The sequence below is a fragment of the Pedobacter sp. MC2016-14 genome (assembly GCF_020991475.1).
Taxonomy (GTDB): domain Bacteria; phylum Bacteroidota; class Bacteroidia; order Sphingobacteriales; family Sphingobacteriaceae; genus Pedobacter.
In genome coordinates, this window is sequence record NZ_JAJMPA010000001.1 from 2,196,298 (window position 1) to 2,213,033 (window position 16,736).

Consider the following 16,736-nt stretch of genomic DNA (forward strand, 5'->3'; position numbering starts at 1 on the left):
TTAATAACCGGAAATTTTATTTCAATTTCTCAATGCGCAGGATATAATCGATGCCGCCGATAAATTCTACCCCTTTGGTTAGCTTATCTGTAGCTGGATCATACTGCCAGATGTAATCTCTATCGGCAGCATTTACTGCAATAAACGCCTTGCCATCTTCTACAATCACTGCATTTACCATACGCTCTCCCTTATCTACAGGAAGGTCTAGTTTTTTAATAAGCGCACCGGTTTTTACATCAATTAAGCAGAAATAATGATCTGTATCTATAGACTGTCCATTGATGCGAGAACGCACAATGGCTTTTCCATTTCCAATGTACCACATTGCTGGTGCTTTTTCACTGTTAGAGGCAGATGAGAAATTAAAAGAATAGGTCTGATCAAGTTCTGTGCTACCAGATTTAATACGGTACATTATTGAAGGAGATACATAATCATAGTTGTATACCGGGTCACTGATGAAATAGAGGTCATTGTTCTCATCCACAAATGAAGAAGGAGCATAAACATTCGGTCCGCCAAAAGTCGTGGTACGCACATCTTCAAGTGATTTGTCAACAGTCATTGCCGGATAGCTGATTACTGCAACATATGCTTTTTGATGGACAGGCATAGTAGGATAATTGGCGAAATTAGTAGATCCAAATCCATAACCCAGGAACAATTTATTATCCCTGTATTGAGCAAAGCCAATGTTGTAGGCGTCAAAACCGGCGGGCATGGCGGCCACGTTAAGTTTACCTGTGGTTACGGTCATGTTATCTACTTTTAATACTGCATAGCGCAATTCGTTATTTCCATCACCAAAAATTACCATGGTATTGTTATCAACCCAGGCATAAGAACTCCAGTTAAGCCATGTAAAGGCAATTTCCTTATCAACCTTCAATACGTTGTTTTCAACATGGTATTTACCTAAACGGCCGCTTGAGAAATTTGCGTGGTAATAGAAGCCATCTTTCTGAACAATATCTTGTGCATATACTTTTCCTGTCATTTCCGCTCCGTTGCCGGTTAAACTAATAGTTCCGCTAGTTAACGACGGAATACCTGCAATGTAATAGGCTGTATTCGGCCAGCTTCCCACGCAAAGAACTGCTGAGTATTCACTTTTAATGGTTTCCTCCTCTTGGGTATCTTCCTTTTTAGAACAACTGCTGATGGCTACTGCCAATAACATTGTTAGCGCAACTCTGGTTGAATAGTAAAATAGTTTTCTCATTTTTTTGGATATAAATTTTTAGAATTATTGGGGATTATTTAATAAAGTATCTCATTTTTACTGAAAAGGATCTTCCAGGTTTTTGCAATCTAAAGTTGTCATAAGCAAGAATATTTGTCAGGTTTTTGCATTCCAGTGCAATGTTATACTTACCCTGACTGCACGAATAGCTGATTGCAGCATTATGAATATATTGGGTAGGCACATCTGATTTTCCCTGCACGGCACCACGATTGGCCCATGTAAGGTAAAACCAGTGAACATATTGGGTGTACCAGTTGAATTGAAGTCTTGTATCTTTCCCCAGTATATTATTTTTACCAATACTGAAGTCTGCGTTTCCAAACAGCCAGGGCTGATTAGGGATTTTATTCAGATAAGTATTTTCTATCGTAGTGGATCCAGGATTTGCGTATTTTGTTGTATTGACAGCATTTTGATACGTGACGTTTAAGTTCAGTGACATTAGGTCTGCGTAAGCGTACCTTGCTTCAGATTCAAAACCCGTGATGCGCACATTGGACTTATTTTCATTTTTAAATAATTTAGAACGTTCATCTGGTACTGTAAAGATAAAATCTACTGCATTGCGATAAAACCCAGAGGCTTCTACAAAAAACTTGTGCTCTCGCAACTGGAAGCTATAATAAATGCCCAGGTTAATATTGTCACTACTTTCCGGTCTAAGGTCTGGATTGGACTGAACCAATAACCCATCTCCAAACATCTCTTCAGCTTCTTGCAAACGGTATGCATGTTCATAAGAAGCTTTTATACCCAGATCCTTTGCTAATTTATAGCGTGAGGCCACTCCGTAACCATAATTACTGAAGGTTGTATCTAACTGGGTTAAAACATTACTAATGTATTTGTTGCGTTCTAATCCAAGGTGATACAGTTTTCCGAAAAAAGTATTGACTAAGGTTTTGTTTAATAACTCTTGCTGATAGGCAAGCCCAAGGATCTGCTTGTCCAGTCGGCCTGGCATACCATCTTTATTGGTGAAAAGTTCATTGTAGGTTTCATTTTTCAAACGGTCGATAGTATAATTGAAATTAACCGAATGCCCTTGAGAGATGGTGTAGCTTAAGTTTGCCCGTCCATAAATTCTTGGCCTGGTAATATTATTTATTGTTTTTACACTGTTCCCAAGCTCGTACACACCTTTATTCTGCCATGCACCATCCCAATAGTATTGTCTCATTAAAGTATCTGCAGTTTTTAAAATATCTTTCGATTGAGATGCGAATACGCTTAGATTTAAGCCCTGGACAAAAATGTTATCTTTTTTGTAGCGTAACGAGCCATTAAATGCCTTACTTTTCCTGGTTACATTTCCATAAACTACGTTTTGGTCAAATCCTGTCTGCAATTCCTGTTCAACCTGGTTGTACCCAAAGCCGGCGAACAATACGTCTGCCCATTTCTTATTAACCACACCAAGTTCAACTTGTCCCATTGCAGATTGATATGCATCATGAAATCGTTTGAAGTCTCCCTTTATAAATTCGGCATTATTAGGGTCGGTGATTTCTTTGCCGTTTTTAATAGCGTCTCTAAGATAATCGACACCCCTCATCATATAGTTGTTGTCTGAGTAATTAAAGAAGCCCCCCCCTTTTAAAACCAGTCCTGTTTTTTTATCCGCATATTGTGCAGTAAGTGATGACCTGTGCGTATTAAAAGACCCGTAACTATGACTTAGGTCCAAATAATTGGTCACCTGCTGATTGGTTACCACATTTACAGCTCCGCCCATTGCATCGGCACCAAGTTGAACCGGAACTACGCCTTTATAAACTTCCAGGCGTTCTGCCAGGTTAACCGGAATGTTATTAAGAGACATTGCACTTCCCATCACCTCCGTACGGATACCGTCAATAAAGAACTTAACTTGTTTTCCAGATAAACCATTTATGGAAAATTTGAAGTCAGACCCTAAACCTCCCTGTTCGCGAATCCGGACACCAGTACTTCTGTTGAGGACTTGGTTCAGATCAGCGGTACTATTAGCAAACTTCTTAGTATCGATGGCATTAACAGCGAAACCTGATTCTTTAATTTCCTGAGTTTTAGTTTTGCCATTAATATTTACATCATGCAATTGCTGAAGATCTTTTTTTAGCGAAAAATTTACATGGAGGGTTTGACCAATTTTAATGACAATCGATTTTGTCTCTTTTATGTAGCCGAGAGAAGAAATAACTAAAATATAAGTACCAGCTGGAAGATTATTTAATTGATAGTTACCCTGTGCATTTGAGGTTGTACCTAATTTTGTACCTTTTAATAAAACCGAAGCATTTGCAATGCCTTCATTTTCATCTTTTATATTTCCTGAAATTACGGCTGTATTTTGTGCGAATGCACTGACTGAAAAGGTAATAAGTAAAATTAGAAGTAAAAATTTTCTATATAACATTTTTTTAAGTTGTGTATTTACTTTGTAAGTAGCACAACTTTAAAATTCCCGAAGGTGGGTAGGCAAAAAAAGTTAAATTATTTTAATTTATCTATTCTAAGGATGTAATCAGAATTTCCTGCCAATTGCAATCCCTTATTTAGCTTTCCTGTTTGGATATCATAACACCAAATGAAATTGCCATCAGTAATAGAGCTGATTGAAATGTATGCCTTGTTGCCCTGCACCAATATGCATTCCCTTCTCGTACCTCTGTCTAGCGGCAGGTTCAGCTTATTTATTACCCGCTGTTTGTAAATATCTATAAGGTAAAATTCAAAATGTGCAGTGCTGTAGTGGTCATCAAGATCTTTGTATAAGTCTTTTCGCTCTGATCTTACTATGGCTTTACCATTTCCTAAATACCACATTCCGTAAGCATGATTGCGTAAAGCATCGGAAAGATTAAAAAAGTATTTTTGATCCGGCATACTTACGCCCTTGCCTATTTTCATAATTGCAGTAGACAATTCAGGGCGGTTTCCTAAAGCTATTCCCGGACATGCCATAAAGTAGAAGTCCTGCTTTTCATCTGTAAATGATGAAGATTGTACAGTATTCATCCCCCCGGGATAGGTACTGCGACCATCCTTAACCGTTTTTACAGCCCTCATATTGGGGTAGTTGAGTTCCGTTACGTAAATGGTGTCACTCGTAGTATAATCTGTTGCACTTAGCTGTTCATGGTAGGTGTAACCTACCAAAAGCTTTTTAGCCATTTGTTTAACAAAGCCAATAGAAATGGTCTCAAATCTTCCTGTGGGTTTAGGGATATCCATATTTCCTTTTGCCAGTACTTTCATGTCTGTTGTGCGTAACAAAGCATATTGAGCTTGTGCAAATTCAGGTGCCTGCAAGCCAGTGAGCAGGAGGGTATCGCTACCCATCCAATAATAGTTTTCTGTAGAAAATTGTTGCAGAGGAGAACTGGAAACAGATTTAAAAACTTGATGATTAATGTTATATTTTACAAAGGCATTTGCCTTGCGGTTCATATGATAGTAGTAGCCATTTTTAACCAATACATTGCGGTCCATAACCGATACATTTAGCGCAGCCCCATCTTTTTCTGGTAAAAGGATACCACTGTCCAAAGAAGCTGTTTCAAGTATATATTCTTTTCCATCTTTCCCCAGAATATAAAGACTATAATTATTATCGGTTCTTACTGTAGAAACAGATGAAGAATTGTGATTGCAACCAGCCAGGAATACATGAGAGATCAGAAATAAAAAGAGGATAATTCTACTAGATGTCAAACTCATTGATGATTTGCTTTTGGAGAACGGGAGGCAGATCCATCAGGTTCTTTGTATCCACAATAAGGATTTTGTCTTTACCATCTTTACCTTTTAACAGAATATAAGTTTGCCCTTTTTTGAAAAGAAACTTTTTAGAAGTGCCTTCAAAACTAAGCTGAATGTCTTTTTTAGGAGAGATAAGTATACTGCCGCTTAAATCAACTATTCCTGTATTGTTATCAATCTTGCCAGAGGTATTGGTGCCTACGGCTATGGTGTATCCATTTGAATTTAAATGAAGTATTTTTTCCAGAGATGTATTGTTAATTTCTACCAATTCCTGATCCGGCCCAGCCGAAGAAACTGATTGATAAATAACTGTTGCCAGCATTGTCAATACTAAAGAAGCGGCAATTGCGCCGGTAAAAAAAGCTTTATAATTGTTTTGTTTGGCTACTGGAGGTAAAACGGTTGTTATTTCCTGCCACATCTCCATTTTGTGTGCCACCTTGGATTCGCTGATGGGAAGTTGAAGCATTTCCTCACTATCAGAAGCATATAGCCAGGTTTCAACAGCCTCAGCCTCTTCTGCTGTACACTGTTGAGCATGGTACTTTTCAAGGAGTTCTTTATCGATCTTCATTGCTTTTTTTAAACCCTGTGGCAATAGCCTTACAAACTTATGCAAATATAAGTAGCATAACTAACGCTTTACCGTAAGTGGAATAAAAATTAAATAGAATAATTGGAAAGATTTAACCGGAGCACGCTTAAGGCTTTTGTGATGTGATATTCAACAGCCCTTTCCGTGATCAACAATGAAGAAGCAATTTCCTTATTGCTCAAGCCTTGTTCGCGGCTCATTTTGTAGACCCGGCGACACTGGCAAGGTAAGGTATCTACAAGAATATTTACTTTTTGTTTAAGATCATTAAAGTGAATGTGTTCTTCTGTACAATTAGAAGAATGACTGCAATCTTGTTGTTTAATGCAGACATGCTTTTGTTGACTTACCTTATTTCTTATGTACTCAAAAGTTTTGAATTTAGCAGCACGGACAAGGTAGTTATTAACATTTTCAAGTTCAAGATTTTCTCTTCGTTCCCACAAAGATTTAAAAATATCCTGAACCATTTCTTTTGCTGGTTCTATCTCACGAATGTTGTTATAACAAATGGCGTATATTTTTTCCCAATACATATTATACACCGTCTCGAAAGATTGTACGTTGATCCTGATGTGACCGCCTGTTGAAGCTATACTATTTTTACCTGACAAGATGTAGTGCAAATGTTACCGGGCAAAGATAACTATTTAGACTAATTATAAGTGGCTAGCTGGCAGGAATAATTTTTTTATGCAAAAAGCGCCGCTTGCAATGGAATACAAACGGCGCTTTTTGTTGTTTACGCTGCTTAAACCAGATATTCAAATAAAGTCTGATCATTATTCAGTTCGATGATCTCGAATTTAAATTCTTTCATTCTTTGAACCAGCGCTTCATAGTCTGATCGCTGTGCAAGTTCAATACCTACCAGCGCCGGGCCATTTTCCTTATTGGTCTTTTTGATGAACTCAAAACGGGTAATGTCATCATTAGGTCCAAGTACATTGTTTACGAAATCCTTTAATGCGCCTGGTCTTTGTGGAAAGCGAACAATGAAATAGTGCTTTAAGCCTTCAAACAGTAAAGATTTCTCTTTAATTTCCTGCATCCGCTCAATGTCATTGTTACCTCCGCTTACTACACAAACCACTTTTTTACCAATAATGGTATCCTGTAGCTGATCCAGAGATGCAACAGCCAATGCACCGGCAGGTTCAACCACTATGGCATCTTCATTGTAGAGTTGCAGTATCGTAGTACAGATTTTTCCCTCAGGTATTAAAAGCATTTGGTCCAAAAGTTCGCTGCAATACTCAAATGTAAGTGCACCCACCCGCTTTACGGCAGCACCATCCACAAAACGGTCAATGTATTCCAGTGTTACCGGGCTTCCATTTTTTAATGCATTCTGCATAGATGGTGCACCTTCTGGCTCTACACCAATTACTTCAATCGCCGGCTTTACATTTTTAAGATAACTGCCAACGCCAGAAGCTAAACCACCACCACCAATAGGCACGATGATCACATCCAGGTCAGGAAGGTCTTCAAATATCTCTACACCAACAGTTCCTTGTCCTTCAATAATTTTGGCGTTATCAAAAGGAGGAATAAATGTCATTTGATGCTTTACGGTATATTCAAGGGCCTCCTTCATACAATCGTCAAAAGTATCACCAACCAACACAATCTCAATGTTGTCGCCGCCAAACATGGCCGTTTGTTTTACTTTTTGTTTCGGCGTAATTTCGGGCATAAAAATAACACCTTTAATGCCAAGCTTTTTACAAGAGTGTGCTACCCCCTGGGCGTGATTGCCCGCACTTGCACACACTACACCGCTGGCCATTTGACCCGCCTCAAGGGTACTGATCATGTTGTAAGCACCACGTAATTTATAAGAACGAACCAGTTGCAGGTCTTCCCGTTTCAGATAAATCTGGGCATTATATTTTAAAGATAATCCAGCATTGTACTCCAGTGGAGTGCGTTTGACTGTACCTTTTATCCGTTCTGCTGCACTAAGAAAATCCAGTTCCACTTCTTTTTTTACATTCATGTTTACATAAATTTATTCATGGCATCCAGATAGGCATGGGCCGAGGCCTTAACGATGTCTGTACTAAAGCCGTGACCTACATAAGATTTACCTTCATGGGAAATCTTAATGTTTACTTTACTCACATCATCACTGCCGCCTTGCACAGCCTGTATTGTAAATTCTTTCAACAGAATATCTGTGCCTACAATACTTTGAATGGCATTGATGGTTGCATTTACAGGCCCATTTCCAGATGCCATCGCTTCTTTTTCTACACCATTGTGTTCTAAACGAATACTAGCCGTAGGTGTTAATGGATCTCCGCAAAGTACTTGTAGCAGGTTTAGTTTGTAACCGTTTTTGTAGGATTCTTCTTTGCCATCTGTCATTAAGAAAAGAATATCATCATCTGTAATTGCTGTAGTTTTACCATCTGCCATAACCAGAAAACGCTCATAGATCTGATCAAGGTTGATCCGCTCAATCTCGTAACCTAAGCGTTCCAGATGATGCTTCAATGCATGTCTTCCACTACGGGCAGTTAATATGATGTCTGCAGAATTGATGCCCACATCTTCCGGGTTCATGATCTCATAATTTTCACGATGTTTCAAGAAACCATCCTGGTGGATACCAGAACTGTGTGCAAAGGCATTTTGTCCGATGATGGCTTTATTAGGCTGAACAGGCATGCGCATCATTTTGCTTACCATTCTACTGATGTCGCTAAAATGCTTGGTGTTGATGTTGGTGTTTAAACCAAGCGCGTGATGCGTTTTCAATACCATCACCACCTCTTCTAATGCAGTATTACCGGCACGTTCGCCAATACCATTGATGGTACATTCTACCTGACGGGCTCCATTTACCAAACCCGCAAGAGAGTTTGCAGTAGCTAAACCTAAATCATTATGGCAATGTACCGAAATAATAGCCTGGTCAATATTTTTAACGTTTTCTTTTAGATAAAGAATTTTGGAACCGTATTGGTCAGGAAGGCAATAACCATTGGTATCTGGAATATTTACTACCGTGGCACCTGCAGCAATTACGGCCTCTATCATCTGAGCCAGAAATGCATTGTCTGCACGCCCCGCATCTTCTGCGTAAAATTCAATGTCTTCAACAAACTTCTTCGCATATTTAACTGCAGCAACCGCGCGTTCCAGAATTTGCTCCCTGGTACTGTTAAATTTATATTTAATGTGCATGTCCGAAGACCCAATGCCGGTATGAATTCTTGGGTGTTTGGCATATTTTAACGCAGCAACAGCAGCATCAATATCACCAGTATTTGCACGTGTTAAAGCACATATGGTAGGCTCTTTAACAGCTTTAGAAAGTTCCACTACACTTTGAAAATCGCCAGGGCTCGAGATAGGGAAACCTGCCTCGATAACATCTACACCCAATGCTTCCAGCGCAATAGCAATTTCTATTTTTTCAGGGGTAGACAGCTGGCAACCTGGTACTTGTTCTCCATCCCTAAGGGTGGTGTCAAATACATATACTCTGTTCGGATCGTGTAACATATTCTTTCTATTAAATGGTAACTGCTTTTTCAGCGATAAACTTTAAGACGAGCTTGCCCATTTCCTGGGTGCCTAATACATGATATGGATTGGTAGAACCATCAGCAATATCGTTGGTTCTGTAACCTTCTTTCAATACATGATCTACAGCATTCAATACTACTTTGGCTTCCTCTTTTAAGCCAAAGCTGATGTCAAGCATCAATGCAACAGATAAAATAGAAGCAAGAGGATTAGCCAGGTTTTTACCTGCAATGTCATGTGCAGAACCGTGAATAGGCTCGAAAAAGCCTGTGCCGTCACCCACAGATGCAGAAGCCAGCATACCCATAGAGCCTGCAATTTGAGAGGCCTCATCCGTAAGGATATCACCAAACAAATTCGCAGTCAATACGACGTCAAAGCGTTTTGGATCTTTGATCAGCTGCATTGCTGCATTGTCTATAAACATGTGCTCCGTTTCAACCTCAGGATATTGCTTAGAAATCTCCTGGATGGTTTCTCTCCATAACCTTGAACTTTCCAAAACATTCGCCTTATCAACAGAACATAATCTTTTGTTCCGTTTCATGGCTGCTTCGTAAGCTTTATGTGCTATTCTTTCCACTTCATAGCGATGATAAATCATCAAATCTGAAGCGGTGTTTCTATCTTCTGAACGGGTTTTTTCGCCAAAATATACATCACCTGTAAGTTCCCTGAAAAATAAAATATCAGTTCCTTTAAGGATATTGGCTTTAATACTTGATGCATTAAGCAATTCATCAAATAGCAAAATAGGGCGTAAATTAGCATATAAGCCCAGTTCCTTACGTATTTTTAACAGACCTTGTTCAGGTCTTACTTTTAAAGATGGGTCGTTATCGTACAATGCATGACCAACAGCACCAAAAAGGATGGCGTCGCTTTTTTTCGCTTTATCCAATGTTTCGTCAGGTAGAGGACTGCCTGTAGCTTCAATAGCTGCATGGCCCATCAATGCTTCATCAAAAGTAAACTCATGACCAAAGTTGGTGGCTATTTGCGCTAAAACTGCTTTTCCCCATGCGGTAACTTCTGGCCCAATACCATCACCAGGTATCACTAATATGTTCTTATTCATGTTAATAAACGTTCTCTAATATGGTTTCTACGGATTTTACTTTTCCGGTTTCTAATAATATTCTTTTCTCTAAACAGGCTGGCAACTGAGCTTCAAAATGGCCAACGTAAATTAGTGTGGTACCATTTTTACAAAGTTCATCTACCAGTTTATTAAAATATTGTGTTTGCTGCTGATCTAAGCCTTGACAAGGTTCATCAAGAATGAGCAGTTCCGGATTTTTTATAATTGTTCTCGCCAATAAGGCCAGTCTTTGTTTGCCCAAAGGAAGGGCATTCATCAGCATATTTTTAAACGGGCTAAGGCCAAAGAATTCAATGAGCTCATCTGCCTGCGAATTTTTTGTGTAACCAGGATCGCAAAACAATCCGGAGCTGTCAAAAAATCCTGAAACTACACTTTGGCGAACTGTTGCCGAAGGGTCGAAATACCAATGCATTTCTGGAGAAATCAACCCGATTTTCTCTTTAATCTCCCAGATACTTTCTCCCGTTCCTCTTTTGTTGCCAAACAGGTAAAAGTTATTGGCATAAGCCTGAGGGTGGTCTCCACTGATTAAACTCAATAATGTTGATTTTCCTGAGCCATTATGTCCCTGAAGCAACCATTTTTCGCCAGCTTTAACCTCCCAGTTGATGTTTTTTAATACTTGTTTTTCGCCATAACTGATGTTTACATCAATCATCGTGATCACGTTGTCTGAAGAGGAGCGGGGTGATTCATTTAGAAATGAAGGCACAGGCTTGCTGAACTCTTCCTCTAAATCATAACTACGTTCCTCTGCAGAAATTTTGTGTAACTGTCCTTCTCTAAGCGTAGCAAAGCGGTTTATTACTGAAGGGAACTCCTGGTCGTTGCCAATTAGAATCAACTGGCAGCCATCGCCGGCAAGTTCTTCTAATAAAGTATTTAAGTTTTGTCTGGAAAGTTTATCCAGTCCGTTGTACGGCTGGTCAATAATTAACAGCTGTGGTTTTAACCAAAGGGCTTTAACCAGTTGCAACTTTTTATGTTCTCCACTTGAAAGCTGAATGAGTGCCGAATCTTTTAATTCTGAAAAACCTAATGCAGCTACCAGTCTCTCTGCTTCAGTAATTTGAAGGCCGTTTTTTTGTCCGTAATTTTTTAATTCCGCAAATACAGTAGCGGTGGTTTGTACGGCCAAGCTGTTGTACCGCTGCTGATAGTAAAAGTTAGCCTCCCCTTCCAGATCTTTAAACTGGTACCAGTTGGCCACGTAATGCGCCGTAGAAGGTAGGAAAGACTGTTCATTAAAATCAAATTTAACGGTACCCTGAAAATTAACCAGTCCGGCAATTGCTTTAGCCAATGATGTTTTTCCGCTGCCACTTTTACCACACAACAACCAGTGTTCATCCTTTAGGATGTCCCAGTTCAAGTCCTGTAATACAGGGGTGTGGCTGTACCTTAAATTAAGGTTGCTAATATGGACGACAGGGTTTGACATTATCTTGCTTTTTCGAATTCTTCAATCAATTGTTTTTGGTTTAAGATGAAATCAATATCATCATAACCATTTATTAAACAAGATTTTTTATATGGATTGATTTCAAAATCAGCTTGTTCACCAGTGCTTGCAATTGTTACGGTTTGATTTTCAAGATCAATTTCTAATTGGGCGTTATGGTCTTTGCCAACAGCGTTAAAAATAGCAGCTAAGAAATCTTCTGTAACCTGGATAGGCAATAAACCGTTATTTAAGGCATTTCCTTTAAAGATATCGGCAAAAAAACTACTGATCACCACATCAAAACCTGCGTCCTGTATTGCCCAGGCTGCATGTTCCCTGCTGCTGCCACAACCAAAGTTTTTACCTGCTACTAAAACCTGTCCGCTGTAAGTTGGGTTGTTGAGTACAAAATCTGGCTTAGGACTATTGTCACCATTGTAACGCCAGTCACGGAAAAGGTTTTCACCAAAACCTTCTCTGGTTGTTGCTTTTAAAAACCTGGCCGGAATAATCTGGTCGGTATCAATGTTTTCTATATTCAAAGGCACAATGCCCGATGTTAATTTTACAAATTTTTTCATCCTTATATAATTTGTTTTTACGGTGATGAAGCTATCAGATCTATGCTTTCATCTTTATAATCTATTGGCCGCAAATACTACAAAATTGTAGTATTGATAATAACAGTTGGCATTGCTCATGCCTGCATTTTCAATCCATGCCAGCTGGTCTTTCAACGGGGCCATAATATCCAGCTTAATCCTTTCAAAAGCACTTTGCTTTTCCTGATCATCCAAATGGGTGCTTTTAAGCACATGGGTCCTCCAGTGCTCAGTATATATTTTTTCAGCAGTATCATTCGCCCCCAAAACCTGGTCGGCATTGATAAACCAACCTCCTGTTTTTAAGGTTTTGGCAATTTTTCCAAACAGTTGTTTTTTAAGTTCATTAGATAAATGGTGTATTGCCAGTCCAGATACTACAAGATCATAATCCCCATCAGGAAGCTCAACTGTTGCAAAATCTGCATTCAAAAAACGCATATTGTCATTGCCATCAAAACGTTCTTCCGCTTTTTTTAGCATATCCGCCGAAATATCAATGAGGGTTATTTTTGCATCTGGATACTTCTCCTTAAAAAAAGCACTCATCAGGCCCGTTCCGGCACCAATATCCAATATATTTTTAACTGAGGTCACTTCTTCAGATAAGCTCAAGGCAATGCCATAAAAATCATCAAAGCAAGGGATTAGAAAACGCCTTTGCCTATCGTATTTTTCAGATACTGCATTAAACTGATGTTGTATTTTCTGATAAGTTTCCATGTTATAAAATCTTGCTTAGCCCTTAATGCTAAGCTTCAACTAAAAAGTCTCTGATGTCTGAAATTTTTCCGGTTACTGCGGCGGCGGCGGCAGTAAGAGGACTTACCAGCAAAGTTCTTGCATTAGGACCCTGACGCCCCTCAAAGTTTCTGTTGGAGGTAGATACACAGTATTTTCCTGCAGGAATTTTGTCTTCGTTCATGCCCAGGCATGCACTGCATCCAGGTTCACGAAGCTGAAAACCCGCATGTTCAAAAATCTTATCCAGACCTTCATTGATGGCTTGTTGTTCAACTTGTTTTGATCCCGGTACAATCCAAACGGTTACATTTTCTGCTTTTTGTTTATCCTTAACAAATTCTGCCACTTCACGTAAATCTTCAATTCTGGAATTGGTACAGCTTCCAATGAATACATAATCAACTGCTTTTCCAATTAAAGATGAATCATCATCAAATCCCATATAATCCAATGCTTTTTGATAAGAAAGTTGCTCTTTATCTGGCTGCGAAGTTGTAGAAGGGATAAGTTCCTTTATGCCCATTCCCATCCCAGGATTTGTTCCATAGGTAATCATAGGAGTAATATCTTCTGCATTAAATGAGAGTACCTCATCAAATTGCGCATCTGCATCACTGTATAAAGTTTTCCAATAAGCCAAAGCTTTGTCCCATTCTGCGCCTGCAGGTGCAAATTCACGACCTTTGATGTAATCAAAAGTAATTTGGTCTGGTGCAATTAAACCGCCTCTTGCGCCCATTTCAATGCTCATATTACAAATGGTCATTCGCGCTTCCATGCTCAAAGACTCAATTGCAGAACCAGCATATTCAATAAAATAACCTGTACCACCTGCGGCAGATATTTTAGCAATGATATATAAAATGATGTCTTTAGCCCCAACACCTTTTTCAAGGCTGCCATTAACCTCAATTTTCATTGTTTTTGGTTTCTGCTGTAGCAAACACTGTGTAGCAAAAACCTGTTCTACCTGAGATGTACCAATACCAAAGGCAATGGCACCAAAAGCACCATGTGTAGAAGTGTGACTGTCTCCACATACCATTGTTTTACCCGGAAGCGTGATGCCCAGTTCCGGACCGATAACGTGAACAATCCCCTGATAAGGATGGCCTAAACCATAAAGCTCAATACCAAATTCTGCACAGTTTTTGGTTAGCATATCTACCTGGTAGCGGGAAAGTTCTTCTTTAATGGGTTGCAGCTGATTTAGCGTAGGTACGTTATGGTCTGCTGTTGCTACCGTTTGCTTTGGACGTAAAACCGGCAATCCTCTTTTGCGCAATCCATCAAAAGCCTGAGGAGAGGTAACCTCATGGATTAAGTGTGTATCAATGTATAAAATATCGGGAAATCCGGCCTCACTCTTTACAACGTGTGCATCCCAAATTTTTTCTACTAATGTTTTTGACATCTTTATATTGTTTTTTTATGAGTGACTGGTCAAATATAGGAACAGTCACTCATTTAATTATTACGCTGTTTTAATAGATTTCATTGCAGTCATTGCTTTTCTCAATTCAGCACCAATCAGTTCCACTTCATGAGAACGGATAGCTTCATTCACCGCAATTAAAGCTCTGTTATCTACAGCTCCGTCTTTACCTTCATTAAAGTTTTTACCCACCAATTCTGTACCTACTCTGGTCATAAAATCAGCCAGTAGAGGTTTACAAGCCTGGTCAAACAAGTAACAGCCATATTCCGCAGTATCAGAAATTACGCGGTTCATTTCGAATAATTTTTTACGTGCAATGGTGTTTGCAATCAGCGGGGTTTCATGTAAAGACTCATAGTAAGCAGATTCTGGTTTAATACCAGCCTGAACCATAGTTTCAAAAGCCAATTCGACACCAGCTCTTACAAAAGCTACCATTAAAGTATAGTTGTCAAAATATTCCTGTTCGCCAATCTTAACATCACCAGCAGGTGTTTTTTCAAAAGCAGTTTCACCTGTTTCTGCACGCCATGCCAATAGGTTTTTATCTCCATTTGCCCAGTCTTCCATCATAATACGGCTAAACTCGCCACTCATGATGTCATCCTGATGTTTTTGGAACAATGGGCGCATAATGTCTTTCAGTTCTTCAGAAATTTCAAATGCTTTAATTTTTGCAACATTACTCAACCTGTCCATCATCGCGGTAATTCCACCTTGTTTCAAAGCTTCAGTAATTACTTCAACACCATATTGAACCAATTTAGAGGCATAACCTGCATCAATTCCTTTTTCAACCATTTTGTCAAAAGACAGGATAGAGCCAGTTTGCAATAAACCACAAAGAATGGTTTGCTCACCCATTAAATCTGATTTTACTTCAGCCACAAAAGAAGATTTCAATACACCAGCTTTATGTCCACCTGTACCTACGCAATATGCCTTTGCCTGTACCAGGCCTTTTCCCTCAGGATCGTTTTCAGGGTGAACCGCAATTAAGGTTGGCACACCAAATCCCCTTACATATTCTGCACGTACTTCAGAACCCGGGCATTTTGGAGCTACCATGATTACGGTAATGTCTTTACGGATCTGCATGCCTTCTTCAACAATGTTGAAGCCATGAGAATATAATAATGTAGCACCTTTTTGCATTAATGGCATTACAGCATTTACCACTGCAGTATGTTGTTTATCTGGTGTTAAGTTAATCACCAGGTCAGCAGAAGGGATCAATTCTTCGTAAGTACCTACAGTAAAGTTGTTATCTGTAGCGTTTTTCCATGAATCTCTTTTTCCTTCAATAGCTTCCTTACGCAAAGCATAAGAAACATTTAAACCGCTATCTCTTAAATTTAAACCCTGGTTAAGGCCTTGCGCACCACAACCAACAATTACTAGTTTTTTGCCTTTTAGCGCATTTACACCGTCCAGAAATTCTGAACTGTCCATGAAATCGCAAACGCCTAGCTGGTTTAATTTTTCTCTAAGAGGTAATGTGTTAAAATAATTTGACATCGTTTTTTTTATTGGGGTTTTTATTATTAGGTTCTTTTTTTCTTCTCCTCGTCATCTCGATCTGAGGAACGATTGAGAAATCTATTTCTTCTTTAATAGATCTCTCGTTGCTTTGCTTGTCAGGATGACAACCGTATTATTACATTGTAAATACGTTTTTTTCTTTATCCAGGTATTCGTTTTCAATTACTTCCTGTCCCGGTTCCTCACGCTCAAACTCTCTCAGTTTAGCATTAAAACCTTCACTTTCTTTAATAATCGCTACCCTGGCACTACGTACAAACTCTATTAAGCCATAGGGCTGTAATACTTCTATCAACTTATCCGTTTCTTCACGGTGCCCGGTAGTTTCAAACACGGTGTAATCCCTACGGATCACTACAGCCCTGGCACCAAATTCTCTAAGTAACCTTTCTACAGGTGCTTTATCTGCAACGGTATCTGTAGGTACCTTATATAAAGCCATTTCCTGCCAAATGATATCTTCGTTGGTATTGTAGTACACTTTTAATACTTCTACCTGTTTTTCTATCTGTCTGCAAAGCTTACGTACTACATCTTCAGTTTCCTGAATAACAATGTTAAAACGGTGGATGTGCTCAATTTCAGAAGGAGAGGTATTTAAACTTTCTATATTTATTTTTCTTCTGGAAAAAATGATCGCAATGCGGTTCAATATCCCGATTTGATTTTCAGTATAAACCGTGATGGTATATTCCTGCTGAGCAGGAGTTTCTATGTTCTGGTTGCTCAT

At 39.1% G+C, this 16,736-nt stretch carries 14 protein-coding genes; all 14 read right to left on the bottom strand.

Translation table 11 applies throughout. The features are described from left to right. Positions 1–16 precede the first annotated feature (16 nt). Entirely contained in the window at positions 17–1,225 is a 1,209-nt protein-coding gene (locus LPB86_RS09140; RefSeq protein WP_230642612.1) for a DUF4374 domain-containing protein, read from the bottom strand. Between the two features lie 34 nt (positions 1,226–1,259). Then, a complete protein-coding gene (locus tag LPB86_RS09145) occupies positions 1,260–3,647 on the bottom strand; it encodes a TonB-dependent receptor (RefSeq protein ID WP_230642615.1) in 2,388 nt (795 codons plus the stop codon). Between the two features lie 77 nt (positions 3,648–3,724). After that, positions 3,725–4,951, bottom strand: coding sequence for a hypothetical protein (locus LPB86_RS09150; RefSeq protein WP_230642618.1), 1,227 nt, complete (start codon positions 4,949–4,951; stop codon positions 3,725–3,727). Then, the gene (locus tag LPB86_RS09155) at positions 4,935–5,570 is read right to left on the bottom strand and encodes a hypothetical protein (RefSeq protein WP_230642621.1); all 636 of its coding nucleotides are present in this window, start codon (positions 5,568–5,570) and stop codon (positions 4,935–4,937) included. Before LPB86_RS09155 ends, LPB86_RS09150 begins: the two co-directional genes overlap by 17 nt. Positions 5,571–5,659: 89 nt before the next feature. Beyond that, positions 5,660–6,205, bottom strand: coding sequence for an RNA polymerase sigma-70 factor (locus LPB86_RS09160; RefSeq protein ID WP_230642622.1), 546 nt, complete (start codon positions 6,203–6,205; stop codon positions 5,660–5,662). 137 nt (positions 6,206–6,342) lie between these two features. Beyond that, positions 6,343–7,593 carry a threonine ammonia-lyase IlvA gene (ilvA, locus tag LPB86_RS09165; RefSeq protein ID WP_230642625.1) on the bottom strand — a complete coding sequence of 417 codons (1,251 nt, stop codon included), beginning with the start codon at positions 7,591–7,593 and terminating at the stop codon, positions 6,343–6,345. Between the two features lie 2 nt (positions 7,594–7,595). Next, positions 7,596–9,107: a 2-isopropylmalate synthase gene (locus LPB86_RS09170; protein ID WP_230642627.1), complete on the bottom strand. Its 1,512-nt coding sequence runs from the start codon at positions 9,105–9,107 to the stop codon at positions 7,596–7,598. Between the two features lie 10 nt (positions 9,108–9,117). Next, positions 9,118–10,209, bottom strand: coding sequence for a 3-isopropylmalate dehydrogenase (gene leuB, locus LPB86_RS09175; protein ID WP_230642630.1), 1,092 nt, complete (start codon positions 10,207–10,209; stop codon positions 9,118–9,120). Position 10,210: 1 nt separating this feature from the next. Next, positions 10,211–11,677 carry an ATP-binding cassette domain-containing protein gene (locus tag LPB86_RS09180; protein ID WP_230642633.1) on the bottom strand — a complete coding sequence of 489 codons (1,467 nt, stop codon included), beginning with the start codon at positions 11,675–11,677 and terminating at the stop codon, positions 10,211–10,213. After that, positions 11,677–12,261 carry a 3-isopropylmalate dehydratase small subunit gene (gene leuD / locus LPB86_RS09185; protein ID WP_230642636.1) on the bottom strand — a complete coding sequence of 195 codons (585 nt, stop codon included), beginning with the start codon at positions 12,259–12,261 and terminating at the stop codon, positions 11,677–11,679. The genes LPB86_RS09180 and leuD overlap by 1 nt, the downstream gene beginning before the upstream one ends. Positions 12,262–12,315: 54 nt before the next feature. Next, on the bottom strand, positions 12,316–13,005 hold the full coding sequence (locus LPB86_RS09190) for a trans-aconitate 2-methyltransferase (RefSeq protein ID WP_230642639.1): 690 nt from the start codon (positions 13,003–13,005) through the stop codon (positions 12,316–12,318). 28 nt (positions 13,006–13,033) lie between these two features. Then, a complete protein-coding gene (gene leuC / locus LPB86_RS09195) occupies positions 13,034–14,440 on the bottom strand; it encodes a 3-isopropylmalate dehydratase large subunit (protein WP_230642642.1) in 1,407 nt (468 codons plus the stop codon). A gap of 60 nt (positions 14,441–14,500) precedes the next feature. Then, positions 14,501–15,982 (bottom strand): ketol-acid reductoisomerase, encoded by a 1,482-nt coding sequence (ilvC, locus tag LPB86_RS09200; protein ID WP_230642645.1) that lies wholly within the window; start codon positions 15,980–15,982, stop codon positions 14,501–14,503. A gap of 139 nt (positions 15,983–16,121) precedes the next feature. Further along, positions 16,122–16,736: an acetolactate synthase small subunit gene (gene ilvN / locus LPB86_RS09205; RefSeq protein ID WP_230642647.1), complete on the bottom strand. Its 615-nt coding sequence runs from the start codon at positions 16,734–16,736 to the stop codon at positions 16,122–16,124.